The organism is Polaromonas sp. P1_G2 (assembly GCF_056405515.1).
In genome coordinates this window covers 1-17,332 of record NZ_JBFUBY010000145.1, presented here as the reverse complement: position 1 = coordinate 17,332, position 17,332 = coordinate 1, and the positions used below count along the sequence as shown (strand labels likewise).

15 protein-coding genes and 1 pseudogene are annotated in these 17,332 nt (G+C 63.7%); 7 read left to right on the top strand and 9 right to left on the bottom strand.

Going from position 1 to position 17,332, the window contains the following annotated elements; translation table 11 throughout:
- The 6 genes and pseudogenes from AC1D0P_RS15390 to AC1D0P_RS15365 all read right to left on the bottom strand — a co-directional run.
- Positions 1 to 448: beta-barrel domain-containing protein (locus AC1D0P_RS15390; protein WP_477677539.1), on the bottom strand; the 448-nt coding region annotated here is incomplete at its 3' end.
- 800 nt (positions 449 to 1,248) lie between these two features.
- Complete coding sequence (locus AC1D0P_RS15385) at positions 1,249 to 2,391, bottom strand: hypothetical protein (RefSeq protein ID WP_477677538.1); 1,143 nt, start codon at positions 2,389 to 2,391, stop codon at positions 1,249 to 1,251.
- A gap of 145 nt (positions 2,392 to 2,536) precedes the next feature.
- Positions 2,537 to 4,441 (bottom strand): O-linked N-acetylglucosamine transferase, SPINDLY family protein, encoded by a 1,905-nt coding sequence (locus AC1D0P_RS15380; RefSeq protein WP_477677537.1) that lies wholly within the window; start codon positions 4,439 to 4,441, stop codon positions 2,537 to 2,539.
- A gap of 236 nt (positions 4,442 to 4,677) precedes the next feature.
- A complete protein-coding gene (locus AC1D0P_RS15375; protein WP_477677536.1) occupies positions 4,678 to 6,171 on the bottom strand; it encodes a protein kinase domain-containing protein in 1,494 nt (497 codons plus the stop codon).
- Positions 6,172 to 6,186: 15 nt separating this feature from the next.
- On the bottom strand, positions 6,187 to 6,723 hold the full coding sequence (locus tag AC1D0P_RS15370) for a hypothetical protein (RefSeq protein WP_477677535.1): 537 nt from the start codon (positions 6,721 to 6,723) through the stop codon (positions 6,187 to 6,189).
- 130 nt (positions 6,724 to 6,853) lie between these two features.
- Positions 6,854 to 7,045, bottom strand: a pseudogene (locus AC1D0P_RS15365) (FHA domain-containing protein); the annotation flags it as partial.
- Between the two features lie 503 nt (positions 7,046 to 7,548).
- Here AC1D0P_RS15365 and AC1D0P_RS15360 point away from each other — a divergent pair.
- Positions 7,549 to 8,217 (top strand): hypothetical protein, encoded by a 669-nt coding sequence (locus tag AC1D0P_RS15360; RefSeq protein ID WP_477677534.1) that lies wholly within the window; start codon positions 7,549 to 7,551, stop codon positions 8,215 to 8,217.
- 11 nt (positions 8,218 to 8,228) lie between these two features.
- Positions 8,229 to 8,885 carry a glycoside hydrolase family 25 protein gene (locus AC1D0P_RS15355; RefSeq protein WP_477677533.1) on the top strand — a complete coding sequence of 219 codons (657 nt, stop codon included), beginning with the start codon at positions 8,229 to 8,231 and terminating at the stop codon, positions 8,883 to 8,885.
- An 89-nt stretch (positions 8,886 to 8,974) separates the two neighbouring features.
- Here the strand turns inward: AC1D0P_RS15355 and AC1D0P_RS15350 are convergent, their stop codons facing one another.
- Complete coding sequence (locus tag AC1D0P_RS15350) at positions 8,975 to 10,741, bottom strand: FimL-related protein (RefSeq protein WP_477677532.1); 1,767 nt, start codon at positions 10,739 to 10,741, stop codon at positions 8,975 to 8,977.
- 447 nt (positions 10,742 to 11,188) lie between these two features.
- Between AC1D0P_RS15350 and AC1D0P_RS15345 the strand changes: the two genes are divergently transcribed.
- Positions 11,189 to 12,382 (top strand): SUMF1/EgtB/PvdO family nonheme iron enzyme, encoded by a 1,194-nt coding sequence (locus tag AC1D0P_RS15345; RefSeq protein WP_477677540.1) that lies wholly within the window; start codon positions 11,189 to 11,191, stop codon positions 12,380 to 12,382.
- Between the two features lie 25 nt (positions 12,383 to 12,407).
- On the opposite strand, the gene AC1D0P_RS15340 is transcribed toward AC1D0P_RS15345, so the two are convergent.
- The gene (locus AC1D0P_RS15340) at positions 12,408 to 13,520 is read right to left on the bottom strand and encodes a substrate-binding domain-containing protein (protein WP_477677531.1); all 1,113 of its coding nucleotides are present in this window, start codon (positions 13,518 to 13,520) and stop codon (positions 12,408 to 12,410) included.
- A gap of 170 nt (positions 13,521 to 13,690) precedes the next feature.
- Between AC1D0P_RS15340 and AC1D0P_RS15335 the strand changes: the two genes are divergently transcribed.
- From AC1D0P_RS15335 to AC1D0P_RS15320, 4 genes are all read left to right on the top strand, one after another.
- Positions 13,691 to 14,440 carry an ABC transporter permease gene (locus tag AC1D0P_RS15335; protein WP_477677530.1) on the top strand — a complete coding sequence of 250 codons (750 nt, stop codon included), beginning with the start codon at positions 13,691 to 13,693 and terminating at the stop codon, positions 14,438 to 14,440.
- Entirely contained in the window at positions 14,437 to 15,126 is a 690-nt protein-coding gene (locus tag AC1D0P_RS15330; RefSeq protein ID WP_477677529.1) for an ABC transporter ATP-binding protein, read from the top strand. The genes AC1D0P_RS15335 and AC1D0P_RS15330 overlap by 4 nt, the downstream gene beginning before the upstream one ends.
- Positions 15,123 to 15,950, top strand: a complete 828-nt coding sequence (locus AC1D0P_RS15325) for an ABC transporter substrate-binding protein (protein WP_477677528.1) — start codon at positions 15,123 to 15,125, stop codon at positions 15,948 to 15,950. Before AC1D0P_RS15330 ends, AC1D0P_RS15325 begins: the two co-directional genes overlap by 4 nt.
- 137 nt (positions 15,951 to 16,087) lie before the next feature.
- Positions 16,088 to 16,999 carry a molybdate ABC transporter substrate-binding protein gene (locus AC1D0P_RS15320; RefSeq protein ID WP_477677527.1) on the top strand — a complete coding sequence of 304 codons (912 nt, stop codon included), beginning with the start codon at positions 16,088 to 16,090 and terminating at the stop codon, positions 16,997 to 16,999.
- A 151-nt stretch (positions 17,000 to 17,150) separates the two neighbouring features.
- Here the strand turns inward: AC1D0P_RS15320 and AC1D0P_RS15315 are convergent.
- A partial coding sequence (locus AC1D0P_RS15315; protein ID WP_477677526.1) for a hypothetical protein occupies positions 17,151 to 17,332 on the bottom strand: 182 nt, incomplete at its 5' end.

Genomic DNA, 17,332 nt, shown 5'->3' with positions numbered 1-17,332 from the left:
AGACCGGTCCGAGTTTGGGGTCGTTGATCGCGTCAGTCCCCACCCATTGCACGGTGCCCTCGATATAACCAAAGCGAGTGAAGTCAAAGGTTTCCACCTTGTTGATCACGCGCTGACCGACTTTGAGGTGGCCTATGTCGCGGTTCATGACCTGTGCTTCGACTTCCAGCACCGCATCACGCGGAACAATCGTCATCAAGGGCTGGGCCTGGGTGACTACGCCGCCCACGGTCGTGACCGCCAGCTGCTGCACCACGCCGTCAATCGGGCTGTGCAGGGTTTGCAAGTCGCGGCGCTGGATCGCCTTGACCAGTTCCTGGCGCGCCGCATCATGCTTGCGCATGGCCTCCACCAGTTCGGCGCTGGCCCGGGCACGGAATTCCGCTTGCGCCTGCTTGCGCTGCTGCACGGCCGCATTGAGGCTGGAAACGGATCTTGAATTAACCATCGTGGCTTTATCGCATCTACATACTTGCGTTCCCCGATGGGCAAGGTATGGTCGAAGTGACGACGTAGACCTTCACCACTCCTGGGAAGGAATAGATTGATTCCATAACTCCACTGCCGGCGATGTGGTTCGATCACCACGTAGTCACCTTGCACCGTGCCAAACTGCTTCATCATTTTCAACAAGGCGGTGCTATCGTCCGCGTTGTCCAGATATGCTTCGCGCTTTCCCGTTTGTGTGTTCTTGACCTCGAGACCTAGCCATGAGCAACGCCTGTCGACCGGAATCTTGTCGGGATTGAACAGTCGCAAAGCTAGTACTTCCGCCTCAACCGTCACATACACTTCGTAAGACAACGCGCTTGGTTGACTAACAGGACTGGTCGGGTCTCGCGCATATTCAACCTTGGTGATCTTGATGTCTTTGACCAGCATCTCCTGCGTACATTTTCCAAACGTAGGCGTTGCTTCTCGCGTGGTGGTTTTCCCGGCCGGAACTGTCAACTGTTCAATGTCGTACGGCGGGTAAGACTCAAAAATAGATTTGTATTCAAAGAGCTCCTGACCCCCTGTATAGCGCGGCATGTCTCTGAAGTCCCGTCCGATCAAGGCCTCAACAATCGCTTTCGGTTCGTTGACCGGGTTGTCATTGGCCTGAGGGGCCGCGTTAAGTGCTGAGTGGAATGTGGTTACCGCAATGGCGGTACCTAAGGCAGAAAACGCGCGTAAAAGTAGAGTATTTCTTTGTTTGAATTTCACTAAATTATTTCCCGTAGGTTATTGGAAATTTGTACATCAAGGTCAGAGCCCTTCATAAGCTGACGCAGCGATCTCAGATAGGTGATAGCCACCACCTTCACTCTCATTCAATCGAAGCAGTACATACCTTGATCCCTTGTAGTACTGCGCCTTGATAAGAAACTCCGGCATTCCGTCGCCGTCAATGTCGGTGGTCCATACCTTGGCGGGTCCGTACTTTGAAAAGCCCATAGGCTCACTCAAGGTGATGAATGAGGTCGTTCCATCTTCATTCGCCATCACCAGCGACCAGCGATCAAGCTGCTCACATCCCGTGGCTGCCAGCCAGTGCATGCTTTGCTGGCCGTTGGGAAAAATCTTGGCCTTCATCGGTAACACGAGCGTTGAGGGCATAAAGTCATCCGAAGACCCGCATTGTTTGGCGCCATTGCTGCTGAACTGATGCAACCAGGCAAGCAGCCAGGGGAATCTGCGCAGTGATTCAAGACGATTCTTTGGCGTCACCTCGGCCGCGCCCTCGTGCGACTGAAGGCGGATGTCGGCGACCTCATTACGCCCTGTTAAACCGATTACAGGCTCGGCGTAACTTTTGTTGAGTTTTAGGGGAGTCTTTGCCTGGGTGCTTTGCCCCAAAAACAAGCATGCGCCGTTGGCGGGAGCATGGGCCTCGTTGAGCCACTGGTAGGGTGCATCAAAAGAACGCCCCTCAGGCAGGCTATGGCTGCTGACAACCCACCACACCTCATGAGCCAAGCCATCGGGTAGCGCGATGTCTGGAGTTTCCAGCACCAGCCCTGTGTTCGGCGCCCCCTTGACTTGAAAAACTCCATCCTCGTCGGCACGTGCCCTGAACCCTGGCTGTTGGCACAACTCCGAGGCATCCATATACACCCGGTCGCCATACTTGAATCCGATGAATATCTTTTCCTTGGGAACATCGTCCAGTTGCAGGTGCCATGTAGGCCCCTTTTCCTCAACCCATTGAGCCCCTTGGGAGGCGGAAAGGGCATTTTTCTCCAAGAGGTGCTGGAACACCGCTACACAGACCAGCCCACTGGACACCAATATCAACATGACGACGGCCATGCTGATACCTGTTGGTTTTTCCTTTAACTCTGATCGCACTGTCATTGCCGACTCCTGTGTCATCCATCGTTGAAGATGACCGGAGTGCTGCAAGTTCATGCTCACCTCCCTGTCATTTTTTCAACATGGACCATACTTTGGGACGTCGAGAGTTCTCCGGTAAATTGTCCGCACCCGGATATTGATTGTTGKAAATGGGCAGGTAAATTGAATGCCTAGCGGCTTGAGATGAGTGCGTGTTTATTTATGCCCCTGCGCAGAAGAGTTTTAGTCGTTCATCAATCATTTTCGAGAATGCTTGCTCGTAGCTGCGTACAAGCAGGGGATCCTCGAAAAGTACACCGCTGGACTCACTGATGCGCGCACTGCAGTAGCTTCGGAACCCGGGATCATTGGCGACCCGCACGGCAGTATCGATGTATTGAGCGGCTGAATCTGCGACCAGCTCCATGAACTCCATCGCCAAATACATGCCGTAGGTGTACCGCTCCCGTTGCATCACGCCGGGCATGGTCACGATAGGTACGCCCATAGCGAAAATCTCCAGGCTGGTGTTCTGTCCATTGAAGTGCAAGGTATCGAGCGCGACATCCGCGCAGTTGATCAGACCAAGGAAGCGGTCATACGGCAGAAATCGCAAGAAAATAATTCGACTGGCTACCGCCGGCATAGCCGCTGCCCAGCGGCGCTGCAGCGCGGGCCGCATGGTCTCTTGCCCCGTGTCAACCACCACGATTTTTGCAGCGGTGTCTTTTTCCAGAATGCCCTTGAACAGGGCATCCATGGCGGGGGGCATTTTGTAGAGCGTCTGCGGGCAGACGTAAAGACGGTCTGATGCCGTGAATCCAAAATCTTGCCTGGTGCAGGGTGGCGGCGCTGGAGGGCGGTAATAGTAGGCGAGAGTGCCGGCAGCCGGGAGCTGGATCAATCGTTCCGAGTAATGATCTTGTGCACCTTCAATTTCATAGTTTTCGGAAGAGATCACGTAGTCCAGATTGGGAATGCCTGTCGTGTCGGGGTGGCCGAACGATGTGAGTTGCACTGGCGCCAGGCGACTGAAAGCCAGCAAGAGACTCAAGGGCTCCATTCCTATATCCTGGAAAAACAGGATATCGAGGCCTAGCTCTGCAATGGTTTCCCTTGCCGCCTGGAGGTCGTGCGAAACCGTCACGACGGCGTCCGCCGAGCTGTCAATCAACTGTGCCATTGGGTCTCTGGGCGAACTACCCAGCCTGATCACAAAGACTTCGTGCGTGTTTCGGTCTATGTGTTTAATAAGGCCGCGTGAAACGTTCCCGATACTGTGTTCGTAAAAGAATGCCGAGGCGAATCCCAGCTTGACACGACCACGAGGGCCTGTCCATGAGCGCGTATGCGGTGCGACCCAGGCGAGTGAGGGCGCTGCTTTGAGATGCAGTCGCGCTATTTGCTCAACCAGATCCTTGTTGTTGACGCCATGGTAAGAAAGCGGGAAGTGTGTTGACGGGCACCGTAACGGGTCGGCAATGGCCGCGCTACCGGCTTCGAGAGCTTGCAACCTGTTTGCCAGATCGGCTCTTGCCTCGGCGATATAGGCTTGGCTTGGGGCAATCTTTTGGATCAAAAGGGCTTGCCGGAGAAGGTAGGCCATTGCGTTCTCGGGAGAAACCTGCGCAAGCCTGCTCAAGGTTTTTGAGGCGCCGGCCATGTCCTGGGCGAACTCCTGGAGTTTGGCCAGGTTCTCTAATGCGCCTATATTTTCTGGCTCGATCTTTATGGCCTTGCCAAATAACTCCGCGGCTTCTGCATGTTCACCACGTATGAACAAGGCCGAGCCCAGGTTGCACAGGGCACTCACGTGGCGAGGCTGAACTTCGAGTGCGGCGCGAAAGTGTTCCTCCGCGGTCGTGAGGTCAGCAATTTGCGTTGCGCGAATGCCTTGATTGTGCAAGCAGTCGGCGAGAAACCCCCTTGCATACAAAGCATCCTTGYCGTACTTGATGGCCTTTCTGCAAAGTTCTGCAGCACCCAGGAAATCACCCGAACGGGCGCACGACTGGGCCTGCACAAGATATGTATGCATCAATACTTCAATCTGAACAATGGGAAGCGGGGGGTGCGCCGCGGCTGCCGCGATGGAGCCGGCTGTGATGTCTTGCCGAAAATTCACGCTGGGTTCCCTGAATTTTTTCAAAGTCAGACCATACGTGGGGCAATCGGGAGTTCTTTGACGAATTGTCCGCAGCAGGATATTGATTGTTGGAAAAAATACTGCGGTGGTGAATTTGGGTCATCGGCAAGTGACCATGAGCTAGAACTTGCTGGGTATTCGCGCGGGATGTTTCTGAGCGGACTCGTCAAGCCCTGGTTTTCCGCGACCGGGGCCGAGGCACTCCAAAGACGGGCTCAAGCCCGGTACTCAGCCATCAACCTGAACACCCGCTCCTCCCCCTCATGCCGCGCGGCCGCCGTGCCCAGGTATTCCTCGAGCTGCATATTCGCCGCGAGTTCGCGGCGCGCGTGCTGGCTGGCGACGATAGCGCCCGGTGCGGCCACGCTGTTCAGGTGCAGCGCGACGTTGGCGCCCTGGTTGCGGCTGGTGGCGTCGTGTTGCGAGGCCGGCGTCACGCTGTGGATGCCGCCCGAGATTTCGAGCCGCACACCGTGCTGGACTTCCWGCAAACGGCTTCTGCGTTGCACGCGTGTGCATAAGTCCATGGCGGCGACGGCCGCCTGCTGCAGGTTCTGCGCGCTGCTGTCTCCCTGTTCAAAATGAAACAGCATGCAGTCGCCGAGCACACCGGCACTCTCGCCCTGGCCGCCTTGCACGGCGTTGGCGCACCAGCGCATTTGCTGTTCGCGCATCTCCTGCAGGTAGGCCAGGGCCAGTGAGGAATTCCTCGCGGGGTACAGGCGCAGGGCGACGCACAGGATGCCCAGGGCATGCTCGGCACTGTGGGTGTCCTCCCGGATGTCCATGCTGTCCAGCGTCAGCTGCCTGGCGCCGGCGACGGGGGCTGGCGGTGCGGAGGGCGCCTGGCGCGCGCCGTGCAGCTGCGCCAGGCACTGCACCAGGTCGAGGTAGAGGCCGGCCGCGTCGGCCGCGCGTTGCTGAAGGTCTTTTTGCAGGGCCTGCCGCAGCAGCGGCGCCAGCGGGTGGCCTGTCAGCTCTTCGGGCAGGGCATGGGCTGTGTCACTGAGCTGGCGCTGCAGCACTTCGCCGACGTCCGTGCCCTGCACGCAGGGCCGGCCGCTCAGGCATTCGAGAAACACCAGGGCCCAGGCATAGATGTCGGTCGCCGGCGTGCAGGCTTCGCCGCGCAGCTGCTCGGGCGCGCAGTAGGCGGGTGTGCCCTCGGCGCCGGCCTCGAAGCGCGGCTCGCCCTGGTGGCTGGCCAGCCCGAAGTCGAGCAGCTTGAGCTGCAGCGCCGGGCCGGTGGAGACGACCATGATGTTCTCGGGCTTGAGGTCGCGGTGCACGACCTGGTGCTGGTGCAAAAAGGTCAGGGCGTCCAGCAGCTGCGCCATCAGGGCCATCGTGTCTTGCAGGGGCAGGCCGCCGTTGCGCTGCAGGAAATCCCTGAGTGTTTCGCCGGGGATGAATTCAAGCACCGCGAAAAGCAGCCCGCCGGCGGCCATGCCTTTGTCGATGAGCCGCACCACGTGCGCATGCTGCAGCATGGCCAGCACGCGGGTCTCCTGGTGCAGGCGCTGCTGCACGCGCCGGTTGGCCGCGGGGTCGTCGGCGGAAGCCGGATGGGGAATCTTGATGGCGACGAACTGGCCGGTGCTGCGCTGCCTGGCCTTGAAGACCTGGCCCGATGCGCCTTGCCCCAGCAAGCCCAGCGGCTGGTAACCCGGCACGCCCACGGGAAAGCCGTGCGTGGGCACCCGCGTCATGGTCGGGGGCGGGGGTCAGGCCAGCAGCGATTCTTCAGGCAGGCTCTGGCCGCCGGCCAGTGGGTCGAAGTCGGCCTCCAGCGCGCCGCCGCGGATGATGCGAAAGCGCAGGCCGCCGAAGCGCAGCGAGCCGCGGCGGCGCTCTATGAGTTCGGGCACGCGCGCGCCCTGCGGCATGGCGAGCGCAAGCTGCTTGCGCATGCGGAAGATCTGGATGTTCAGGTGGCCGGGCTCCAGGCCCAGCATCTTGGCCAGGCGATCGAGTTCGACCCAGCCCTGCGCGTGCGGTGTGAGCTGGCGCTGCGCATCGGCCAGCCGCAGCCGCGCCAGGATCAGCAGCGCGTAGTGGTGCGAACGTTCACCGAGGTTGAGGTGCAGGCCGGCGTCGTGCAGTTCCAGCCATGCGTGTTCCTCGTCCTGGCTGACTTTGAAGAACAGCGCCGGCTGCGCCCGCTTCAAGAGGGCCCTGCCGCCGGCCATGCAGTCCATGGTCGAGGCCACCTCGGCCGCCAGCAGGAAGCACCAGGCCCAGGGGAATGTAGGGATCGTCATGTCCCAGCGGCCACAACAGGTTGCGCGGCGGGGACAGGTCTTCCACCAGCCAGGCGGCCCCGCCTTCGCGCCCGAAGGCCAGGGTGCCGCCGACGCGCAGCGGAAGGCCCTTGGTGTTGGAGAGCAGCGCGCCGTCGAGCAGGGTGCCGTTGCGGCTGTGGTCGTGCAGTTCCCAGGCCTTGCCGGTCCAGCGTATCGACGCGTGCAGCTGCGAGGCGTCTGGGTTTTCAAGCAGGGTGTCGGCGGAACGGCCGCGCCCGAAGACATGGTGTGCCCGCAGATAGATTTTGCGCTGCGTGGCGCGGTTTTTCAGAATAGCCACTTGCCTTCTCCCCTTCTTGGCATCAAGCCCATGGCATGAGCCATCGCTCTGCGGCGTTGTGCATCCTGCCAGTGTTGGAAAACCGTATCGGTCGGCGCAGTATCTGCGAGACGTTCAATCATCGTCAAGCGCCGCGGCGCCGTATTTACAGAACAACTCCGTTTCGGCATTAATTGCCTTGATTCGGCTATACATGGCGGCGTGTTCAGGAGGAGCCCGCGAGCCGTGCTTTCACACACAGCATGACCTGATTCGAAACGCAGTTCAATCGGGACTTTCCGCCTGCATGGCGATGGCCGGCGGCAGGGCGCATGGGCCTTAAGTCAAAACGTTTCGCCGGAAAAATTGCGCGAGCGCGTTTGAACCTCAAAGTGTTAGCAATGCGGGGCGCGGCGCCGGCCGCGTGTAATGCGCTGTAATCGCCAGCGCACGGACCCGCGCCGACAATTTCTTCAGCGATGCGACGGCTGCCCTTCGCAGCGAACCCCTTTTCGGAGAAGTCCATGCCTACCCTCAGCGACGACCAACGCAACCTGCTGGCCCCGGCCGGTGAAGACCATCCGCGCGATGGCGAAATCGTGCCGACCTCGGACCAGCCGCCCTTCATCTTTTCCGCCTGCTGGGGCTGGGCCCTGACGGGCGAGTACGAGAGCGCAAACAACGCCTACACCGCGCCCACCATCTACAACTCCGGCGAGGGTGCTTTTGTGTTCGACAACGAGCGCGTGCCCACCGGCCTCAATGCCGATTTCTTCGCCATGACGGACGACATTTTTCCGCAGACGGTGCCCTTTCACGGGGTGCTGGCCGACAACCTGCAGGCCGCGCTGGACGGCGACGAAGACGCGCAGGATGCCTGCCGCGTGGCCCTGATGACCATCACCGCGCAGCTCAACGGCCACACGGTGCTCGACGACGAAGGCTCGGACGTCTACACCATGATCATGAAATCCAGCAGCTGGTACGGCTGGGACCACTGGGCGCTGGGCGTGCAGGCCACCGACGGCGTGACCACCACCTTCCAGCAGAAAGTCAGCGGCAGCCTGGCCACTCCAAAGAAGCTGAAATACAACTGCGGCGAGGTGTGGGACAACCACCTTGCGCTGGAGACGGTGCTCAGGATCGACGGCCTGCAGCAGGCGCAGGTCGACATGCTCAACAACGTCGTCTGAGGGAGGCGAACATGTTGATGAGAGGCATAGACGTCAGCCACTACCAGGGCAGCATCAACTGGCCGCAGGTGGCCGGCAGCGATGTGGCTTTTTGTTTTATCAAAGCCACCGAGGGGATTTACGTCGTGGATCCTTTTTTCAAGGAGAACTGGGCGGGGTCCGCAGCCGCCGGTTTGCAGCGCGGCGCCTACCACTTCGGGCGCCCGGGCACCGATGCGCCAACCCAGGCCCAGCAGTTTTTCGCGACCGTGGGTGCACTGGGGCCGAACGATTTGCCGCCGGTGCTGGACATCGAAACCCTGGACGGATGCGGCGCCCAGGCCGTGCTGCAGTGGGTGCTGGATTTCACCGCCGCCGCCGACGCCTTGTTCGGGCGCCAGACCATGATTTACACCGACGGCGGGTTCTGGCAGAGCCTCGCGTCCCTGCCGGGCTGCCAGCCGCTGGGCGCGCGGCCGCTGTGGCTGGCCGACTACGCGGCGCAGCCCAGCGTTCCCGCGCCCTGGCAGGCGTGGTCGTGCTGGCAGTACAGCGACGGCACCATCAATGGCGGAACGCTTGTGCCCGGCGTAGCCGGCGATGTGGACCAGAACTGGTTCCAGCCGGAAGCCTTTGAAGCGCTGACCGGCTCTCAACCCCAAACCACTTCCGGCCAAGGACTCTCATGACCCCTTACGTGGCCCTCAGCAAGGTATCCAGGGCAACGCCCCACCGCGGTACACGGTCTGGTACGCGCGGCAGGCGTCTTTGAGCCGGCTTACTGGTCTTTGTCCGCCTTGAGTTCGCCCTTGGCGGCATCGTAGACAAACAACCGCTTGGCCAGCGCGGGCTGGTAGTTGAGCATGTCGATCAGGAAGCTCAGCGCGCCCAGGTTGTTGCCGAGCCGGTCGAAGGCGCCGGCCGTCTGGGCCTGCTGTTCGTCGGCGCCGGGCTTGAGCATGCGCTCGACCAGCTCGCGCATGTGCGTCACCGCCAGCGCCGCCTGGTCCAGGCCCAGCATGGAGAGCACGCCTTGCATCTGCGCCAGCTGCCCGGGCACCACGGCCAGCAGCTTCGTGTCCTCGGGCGTGCGGAAAAACTGGTCCAGCGATTTTTCGAGCGCGGCGAGGGACGAGTGCAACTCGCCCACCACGCTGCCCATGGTCTGCTTGTCGTTGACGCGCTGGTAGAGCTGCTCCATCCACGACTCCAGCGGCTGCGCCTGCCCGCCCTTGCGCGCGCTCTCGAGCCGCTCGGCGAGCCGCGCCGTGCGCGCCCACAGCTGGGGATCGTTGGGATCGAAGTCGTCGAACACGGCCTCCAGGAAGAGCACGGCGGTGGCGAATTCGAGCCCCAGTTCGGGGCTGGGCGCCTGACCGGAGCTGACCGTGCTTTCAATCACGCGTCCCATGGCGCGGGCCAGCGATTCGCTGGGCGGGTGCAGCTTGACCAGCGAATCCGTGACCAGGCTGAACTGGTCGGTCAGTGTCTTGAATTTGCCGAGGTCGCCCGCGGTCGCCGCGGACCAGGTTTCCTTGGCCGAGCCGATGCGTTTGCGGGCCTGGGCGATCAGGGCCGGCGCGAAGCGGCCGAACTGCAGCGATTCATAGTCGACCGGCTTGAAGCGTTTCAAGCCGTAGGCCGAGCGCACCGCCGACAGCACGGGCGAATCGGCGGCGCGCTGGACCTTGGCCTGGGAGCACAGGAAGAGCAGGTCTTCGGCGAGCCGGGCCGAGGCCTCGGTGCCTTTGGCCAGCCACACGTATTGCAGCAGCACGCGCAGGGTCGCGCGCTTGACGTAGAGGTCGACGTTCAGCAGGCCCTGCGCCAGCGCCTCGAAAAAGCCGGCGGCGATTTTCCAGAAGGTCCTGGACTCGATGCCGGTTTGCGTCCAGGCGAAACCCAGGCAGATGTCGCTGAGGCTGCGCGCGGCCTCCGGGGCGCCGGTGCGGATCAGGGTCAGCATCAGCTTGTCGAGCAGCTGCCGGGTTTCATCGCCGTATTCGCAGGCGGGGACGGTGATGTCCAGCACCGGCTCAATCCAGCGCCATTCGAAAACCCAGAGGTCGGCGGGGTGGACGCGGTCGGCGCCGACCAGGCCCTGGATGTCGCGGTACTGGGGAAACAGGGACACGGCCGAGCCCGGCTTGCCCGCCAGGACGTTTTCCAGGTAGTGGACGATGGAGAAGCCGGCGAGCTCGATCTTGCCCGCGGCGTCCGGCGTGCACAGCGCCGGCGACTGGATGAATTTCTGCACCGCCGTTTCCATGGCGCGCAGCACCAGCGCCGGGGCGCTCATGCCCACCATTTCGAGCGCGCCCACGGCCTGGTGCAACTGCTGGCGTGCGGTGCGCAACTGGGTCGCGTCCAGGGCGCCGATGTCGGAGTTCCGCCCGGCCTCGGCCTCGCGCATAAAACGCTTGAGGGCCTTGGTGGAGCCTTCCAGCGATTTGCGCAATTCTTCCAGCACCCAGGCCAGGGGGCCGAGGTCCAGCAGGGTCAGGTCGAGTTCGGCGGGCGCTGAATTCAGGTCGTGTAGTTGCATGGGGTCAGGTCAGTGGGGGGCTGAAGTTCGAATCGTGGAAATCGTGGAAATCGTGGAAACCGTTGGAATCGTGGATTTGGGTAAAACGCTGCGTTTCGCGGGGCCTCCTCCTGTCGCAGGAGGCGCTGGCCGCAGTCTATCCGCGTCCTTGCCGAATCAGAAGGGGAAAATACGGATGGGTTTACCCGGGCCGACCGGCGGTGGGGCGGGCGCGACAGACAGGCGCCGGCCGGGGGAAATGCGTGATGCACGCTATCGGCTTATAGCCGCCGGGACGGCCGCGTCTCTGCTATTCTGGTTTCAACGCGTGCGCGGTGTGATGGCGCCTTGTTGGCGGCCACCGCCGCCGGGCGCGCGAGGACGGCAGCCTTGGTTTCAGACGCTAACCCTAATTCATTACCCTCTTCGCCACCGGCCGCGGCCGGCGCCTTGACGGACTCGCCCGCGATGCGCGGTGCGGGCCGTGACCCGCTGTCGCTGGCGCTGATGGATGCGCGCAACAACACCCTGCACCTGTTCGCGCAATACCAGCATGCGATGGAGGCCGGCTTCAGCCTGCCGCGGCTGGCCAACGTGAACCCGCCGCTGTGGGAGCTCGGCCATGTGGGCTGGTTCCAGGAGTGGTGGATTGCCCGCAACATGCAGCGCGTCCTCGGCACACGCTGCGCGCCCACGCAGACCCGGCTGGCCTCCATAGAACCGAACGCGGACCGCTGGTGGGGCGCGCAGGTGCCGCACGCCATGCGCTGGACGCTGGACCTGCTCGAAAAAACCGCGCCTGCCGGCCGGGGCGGGGAGGGCGGCGAGGCCGGAGACGACGCGTTGTACTTCTATCGCCTGTGCCTGTTCTTCGAGGACATGCGCGGCGAAGCGCTGGTGCGCGGCGCGCAGACCCTGGGCCTGGYGCTCGATAAACCTCTGCAGGAGGCCTTCACGCCGGCGCCCATGGCGCTGCGCGATCCCCTGCTGGTCCCGGCCACGGTGTGGCAAATGGGCAGCGATGGTGGCGTGGGTGGCGCGGGTTTTGCGTTTGACAATGAACAGGCGGTGCATGCCGTCAGCGTGCCGGAGTTCGAGATCGACGCCCAGCCCGTCAGCTGGGCGCAGTATGTCGAGTTCGTCGGCGACGGCGGCTACGACCGCGAGGAGCTCTGGCACCCGGACGGCTGGCGCTGGCTGCAGGGCCAGGCGGCGGGCGAGGGCCGGCGCGGCCCGCGTTATGTGGACCAGATCGGCATCTCCAGCGGCGCGGTGATACAGAACCGTTTCGGCGTGCCGCGCCGCATGCAGGGCACGCAGCCCGCCATGCATGTGAGCTGGTGGGAGGCCGATGCCTGGTGCCGCTGGGCGGGGCGCCGCCTGCCGGCCGAAGTCGAGTGGGAACTGGCCGCGCACGCGGCGGCGCGGCGCGGTTTCCACTGGGGCAATGTCTGGGAGTGGATGGGCAGCAGCTTCAGGCCTTATCCGGGTTTTGCGCCCGGCCCCTGGCAAGCCTATTCGCAGCCGCGCTTCGGCACGCACAAGGTGCTGSGCGGCGCTTCATTTGCGACACGCGCGCGCATGAAGAACCCGAAGCACCGCGGCTTTGCCCTGCCGGGGCGGGACGACCTGTTCTGCGGTTTCCGTTCCTGCGCGCTGTGAAAGCGGGGGACACGGCTTACGTGGTTCAGGCGGCCTTGCCGGGTTTTTCCTTGCGGAAGGTCCACCAGGGCAGGGTGGCGCGCAGGGACAGCACCTTGCCGCTCTGGGCCTGCTTGCCGCTGTAGCCGGGCAGTTCCTCCAGCGTGGCCTGCCAGTCGCGGCTTTGCAATTCGGTGAGCAGCGCCTGCACCTGCGGTGTGGGCAGCTCGGACTTCAGGCAGACCAGGTGGTAGCGCTCCTGCGCCAACGGCACAAAGCCCAGGCCTTTTTCACGCGCCGCCGCTTCGATGCCCAGGCCCGCGTCGGCCGCGTCGCTGGCGACGGCCTGGGCCACGGCCGTGTGCGAAGGCTCCTGGCGCGGGTAGCCCGCGACCGATGAAGCGGCCACGCCGGCCTTGGCCAGCAGTTCGTCGAGCAGCACGCGCGTGCCCGTGCCTTCGGCGCGGTTGACGTAGCGCAGGCCGGGCCGCGCCAGGTCGGCGATGCCGGTGATGCCGAGCGGGTTGCCCTTGGCCACGATCAGGCCTTGCGTGCGGTGGGCGAAGCCGATCAGCTTGTGCAGGCCGGGCTTGAGCAGGTTGCGGTAGCTGCGCGCGGTGACGGAATGGCTGCCCGGTTGCTCCAGCGTGTGGAAGCCGGCCATCATGCAGCGCCCGGCGTTCAGCGCCGCGATCGCGTCCACGCTGCCCATGAAGCGGATGTCCAGGTGCAGCCCGTGCGGGGCGGCCTGTTCGCGCAGGGCGGACAGCGCCGCATCGTGGCTGGCATACAGCGTGAGCACATGGGCATCGTCGTCGAAGGCGGTGGAAAACGCGCGCTCGATGTCGCTGGTCAGGGCTTCGATCTGCGGCGCCAGCCGGGCCTGCGCCTGGCGCTCGGCCCACAGCAGCTTTTCACCGAACTCGGTGAGCCGCGCGCGCTGCCCCTTGTCCCAGACGATGAGCTCGCGCCCCAGCGTCTGCTCCCAGTCCTTGAGCGCGCCCCACACGTGGCGGTAAGACAAGTCCAGCGCCTTGGAAGCCTTGGAGATGGAGCCCTGCTCGCGCACCGCATGGAGCAGGTCCATCAGCGGGTTGCGTATCAGCGCGCTTTTGCCGCGCTGCGGTGTCAGCAGGTAGGAGAGTTCGACTTTGTACATGGCGGGGCGGAGAGTGGCTCGATTATGAGTGCAGGGGCCGGCGGGGCCGGGAGGGGCGGGCGGTGGGGGCGCGATCCGGCGGGCAACCTATGCAAACCCGTTCATAGCGATGATTCCTGATGTAAATCAAGGACTTAGGCCCTAGGCTAGAGTGCTCTCCAAATTCCCCAATGAACACCTTCTCCGACAGCGCCGCCACGGCCTTCTCCCTTATCACCTCGCTTGATCCCGTGCTGGCCGGCATCGTCGCCCGGTCGCTGGCCGTGAGCGCGTCGGCCTGCGTGATCGCCTGCGGCGGCGGCCTGCTGCTGGGCGCCTGGCTGGGCGTGTCGCGCTTTCGCGGCCGTGGCGCGGTGCTGGCGCTGCTCAACACCGCCTTGGCCCTGCCCTCGGTGGTGGTCGGGCTGGTGGTCTATCTGTTGCTGTCGCGCACCGGGCCGCTGGGCTTTCTGGGCTGRCTGTTTTYCTTCAAGGCCATGGTGCTGGCGCAGGCCGTGCTGGTGCTGCCGGTGGTCACCGCGCTGGTGCGCCAGGCGATCGAGGACGCCGACCGCAGCCACGGCGAGCAGTTCCAGTCGCTGGGCGCGGGCCGCTTCGTGCGCGGCCTGATCCTGCTGTGGGACGAGCGTTATGCCTTGCTCACGGTGCTGATCGCCGCCTTCGGCCGCGCCGTTTCGGAAGTCGGCGCGGTGATGGTGGTGGGCGGCAACATTGACGGCTTCACGCGCGTGATGACCACCGCGATCGCGCTGGAAACCAGCAAGGGCGACCTGCCGCTGGCACTGGCGCTTGGCATCGTGCTGCTGGGCGTGGTGCTGCTGCTCAACATCCTGATCGCTTGTGTGCGGCGCTGGCGCGAACAGTTCGACGACCGCCTGCCGGACCCGGCCAGCCTGGCCGCGCAGGGAGGCCCGGTATGACGCAGGTCTTCAACCTGCACGGCGTCGGCGTGCACTTCGGCCGTGTGCAGGCGCTCAGCGATTGCACGCTGCGCATCCAGGCCGGCGAACGGCTGGCGCTGGTGGGCTCCAACGGCAGCGGCAAAAGCACCCTGCTGCGGACCCTCAACGGCCTGGTCCGTCCCGTGGCCGGCAGCCTGCAACACGACACGCAGGCGCGCCAGGCCATGCTGTTCCAGCGGCCCTACATGTTGCGCGCCAGCGTGCTGCACAACGTGGCCCTGGGCCTGTGGCTGGGCGGCGTGCGCTGGCCGGATGCCAAGGCGAACGCGCGGGCCGCGCTGGAGCGCGTGGGCCTCGAAGGCCTGGCCACGCGCAATGCCAAGGCCCTGTCCGGCGGCCAGCAGCAGCGCGTGGCGCTGGCACGGGCCTGGGCGCTCAAGCCGCAGGTGCTGCTGCTCGACGAGCCCACGGCCAGCCTTGACCCCTCTGCCAAGCGCGAGGTGGAACGCCTCATGGCCGAGTTCGCCGATGCCGGCATGACGCTGATCTTCAGCAGCCATAACCTGGGCCAGGTCAAGCGCCTGGCGCAGCGCGTGATTTACCTGGAGCAGGGGCGCCTTGTCGCCGACCTGCCGGTGGCGGAATTTTTCAACGGACCCGTTCCCGCCGCGGCGGAAGCATTTTTAAAAGGAGAACTCGCATGATCACCTTGAAGACCCTCAGGACACTCGTTCTGGTCCCGCTGGCCATGGCGGCCACGCTGGCCGTGGCGCAAACCGGCACCATCGTGATGGCCTCCACCACCTCGACCGAGCAGTCGGGCCTGTTCCCCTACCTGCTGCCCGAGTTCAAGAAGGCCACGGGCATAGACATCAAGGTGGTGGCCGTCGGCACCGGCCAGGCCATCGACATGGGCCGGCGCGGCGACGCCGACGTGCTTTTTGTGCACGACCAGGTCGCCGAAGAGAAAGTCGTGGCCGAAGGCTTTGCGATCAAGCGCTTTCCGGTCATGTACAACGACTTCGTGCTGGTAGGCCCTGCGGCCGACCCGGCAAAAGCCAAGGGCAAGGACATCGTCGAGGCCCTGAAAAAACTCAGCGCGGCGAATGCCAACTTCGTCTCGCGCGGCGACAAGAGCGGCACCCATGCGGCCGAGTTGCGCTACTGGAAAAGCGCCGGCATCGAAACACCCGGCGACAAGCCGGCCTTTGCCAACTACAAAGCCTGCGGCTGCGGCATGGGCCCGGCGCTCAACATCGCGGCCAGCAGCGGCGGCTATGTGCTGGCCGACCGCGGCACCTGGCTGTCCTTCAAGAACCGCGGCGACCTGGCCGTGCTGGTTGAGGGCGACACACGGCTGTTCAACCAGTACGGTGTGATGGTGGTGAACCCTGCGAAGCATCCACAGACCAAGGCAGTCGAGGCGCAGAAGTTTGTGGACTGGGTGATTTCGCCTGCGGGCCAGGCGGTGATTGCGGGCTACAAGATTGGCGGCGAACAGCTGTTCTTCCCCAACGCGAACAAATGAGTTCCCCCCTGTCCATGCTCACTGCGTGTAGCCTGTTCCCCCCTCAAGGGGGCGGCGCCTGCGGTCTGGCAAAGCCAGTCCCGCGCCGCCTGCTGGCTTGGATTGCTGCTGTGCTTGTTTTTTCCGGAGGCCTGACTATGGCGCATGCCCAGTCGCCTGCAGCATCTGCTGAGGGTGCCGCGCCGCTGCGTGTTTACGCTGCGGGAAGCCTGCGCGAGGCGCTTACGGAGATTGCCCGCGTTTACGAATCACGCACGGGCCTCAAGACCCAGCTGACCTTTGGCGCCTCCGGCCTGCTGCGCGAACGCATTGAAAAAGGCGAGCCGGCGCAGGTGTTCGCATCGGCGGACACCCAGCATCCCCAGCGCCTGCATTCCATGGCCGGCAGCACGTGGGCGCAACCCACCCTGTTCGTGCGCAACCAGTTGTGCGCGCTGGCCGTGCCGGCGCTCAAGGCCGAACCGGACAGGCTGCTGGACCTGATGCTGGACCCGGCCGTCAAGCTAGGCACTTCCACGCCAAAGGCGGATCCCTCGGGCGACTATGCGTGGGCGCTGTTCCGCAAGGCCGATACCCTCAGGCCCGGCGCCTACGCGGCGCTGGACGCCAAGGCCCTCAAGCTCACCGGCTCGCCCGAGGCGCCCCCGCCGCCGCCCGGCCGGAGTGTGTATGAGTGGCTGATCAGCGAAGGCCGCGCCGACCTCTTCCTGACCTATTGCACCAATGCCGTGGCGGTGCAGAAGGAACTGCCCCGCATGAGCGTGGTGCAGATTCCGGCCGCTTTGCAGGTGAGTGCTGCTTATGGTTTGACTGCGCGGGGTGGGGACGTTGCGGCTGGGGAGTTTGCCGGCTTCTTGCTGTCGGCGACTGCGCAGGAGGTGTTTCGCCGATTTGGCTCCTGGTTGCTGCGTCCCTTCGCTTCGCTACGGGCAACCTGCGGTGCTCGGTTCAGGCGGGGTCTCGCTAAACTCGCCTTCGGCTCAAACAACGCGATCCCTGATCCGCCTGAACCTGCGCTCCTCGGCGCATCCACAAGGGGTGGGGAATGAATACCAAATCCAAATACTGAAAGCCACAAGGACTCGCCACGGCGAGTCCTTGTTTGTATTTGTCTTCTTTATCTTCTTTGYATTTYTGTCTTCKGTTCCCGMTCCCGATTRCCCCGTCCTGGCTGGGCCGAGGAGCGCAGACGTAGGCGGATCAGGGATCGCGCTTGTTTGAGCCGCAGGCGAGTTTGCGCGAGACCCCGCCGTAGTCGAGCACCGCAGGTTGCCCGAAGCGAAGCGTAGGGACCCAGACTGCGGGTCGCGTTTTTTTGCTTACTTTTTTTGGCGAAGCAAAAAATGTGAGTCGCATGCCGGGCGACTCCAGGCCAGCAGGAC

Excerpts from the sequence above, each read along its gene's own strand:
- AC1D0P_RS15355 (WP_477677533.1), top strand. The coding sequence starts at position 8,229 with ATGTTGATGAGAGGCATAGACGTCAGCCACTACCAGGGCAGCATCAAC.
- AC1D0P_RS15370 (WP_477677535.1), bottom strand. The coding sequence starts at position 6,723 with ATGACGATCCCTACATTCCCCTGGGCCTGGTGCTTCCTGCTGGCGGCC.
- AC1D0P_RS15350 (WP_477677532.1), bottom strand. The coding sequence starts at position 10,741 with ATGCAACTACACGACCTGAATTCAGCGCCCGCCGAACTCGACCTGACC.
- AC1D0P_RS15360 (WP_477677534.1), top strand. The coding sequence starts at position 7,549 with ATGCCTACCCTCAGCGACGACCAACGCAACCTGCTGGCCCCGGCCGGT.
- AC1D0P_RS15320 (WP_477677527.1), top strand. The coding sequence starts at position 16,088 with ATGGCGCATGCCCAGTCGCCTGCAGCATCTGCTGAGGGTGCCGCGCCG.
- AC1D0P_RS15330 (WP_477677529.1), top strand. The coding sequence starts at position 14,437 with ATGACGCAGGTCTTCAACCTGCACGGCGTCGGCGTGCACTTCGGCCGT.
- AC1D0P_RS15325 (WP_477677528.1), top strand. The coding sequence starts at position 15,123 with ATGATCACCTTGAAGACCCTCAGGACACTCGTTCTGGTCCCGCTGGCC.
- AC1D0P_RS15340 (WP_477677531.1), bottom strand. The coding sequence starts at position 13,520 with ATGTACAAAGTCGAACTCTCCTACCTGCTGACACCGCAGCGCGGCAAA.
- AC1D0P_RS15385 (WP_477677538.1), bottom strand. The coding sequence starts at position 2,391 with ATGAACTTGCAGCACTCCGGTCATCTTCAACGATGGATGACACAGGAG.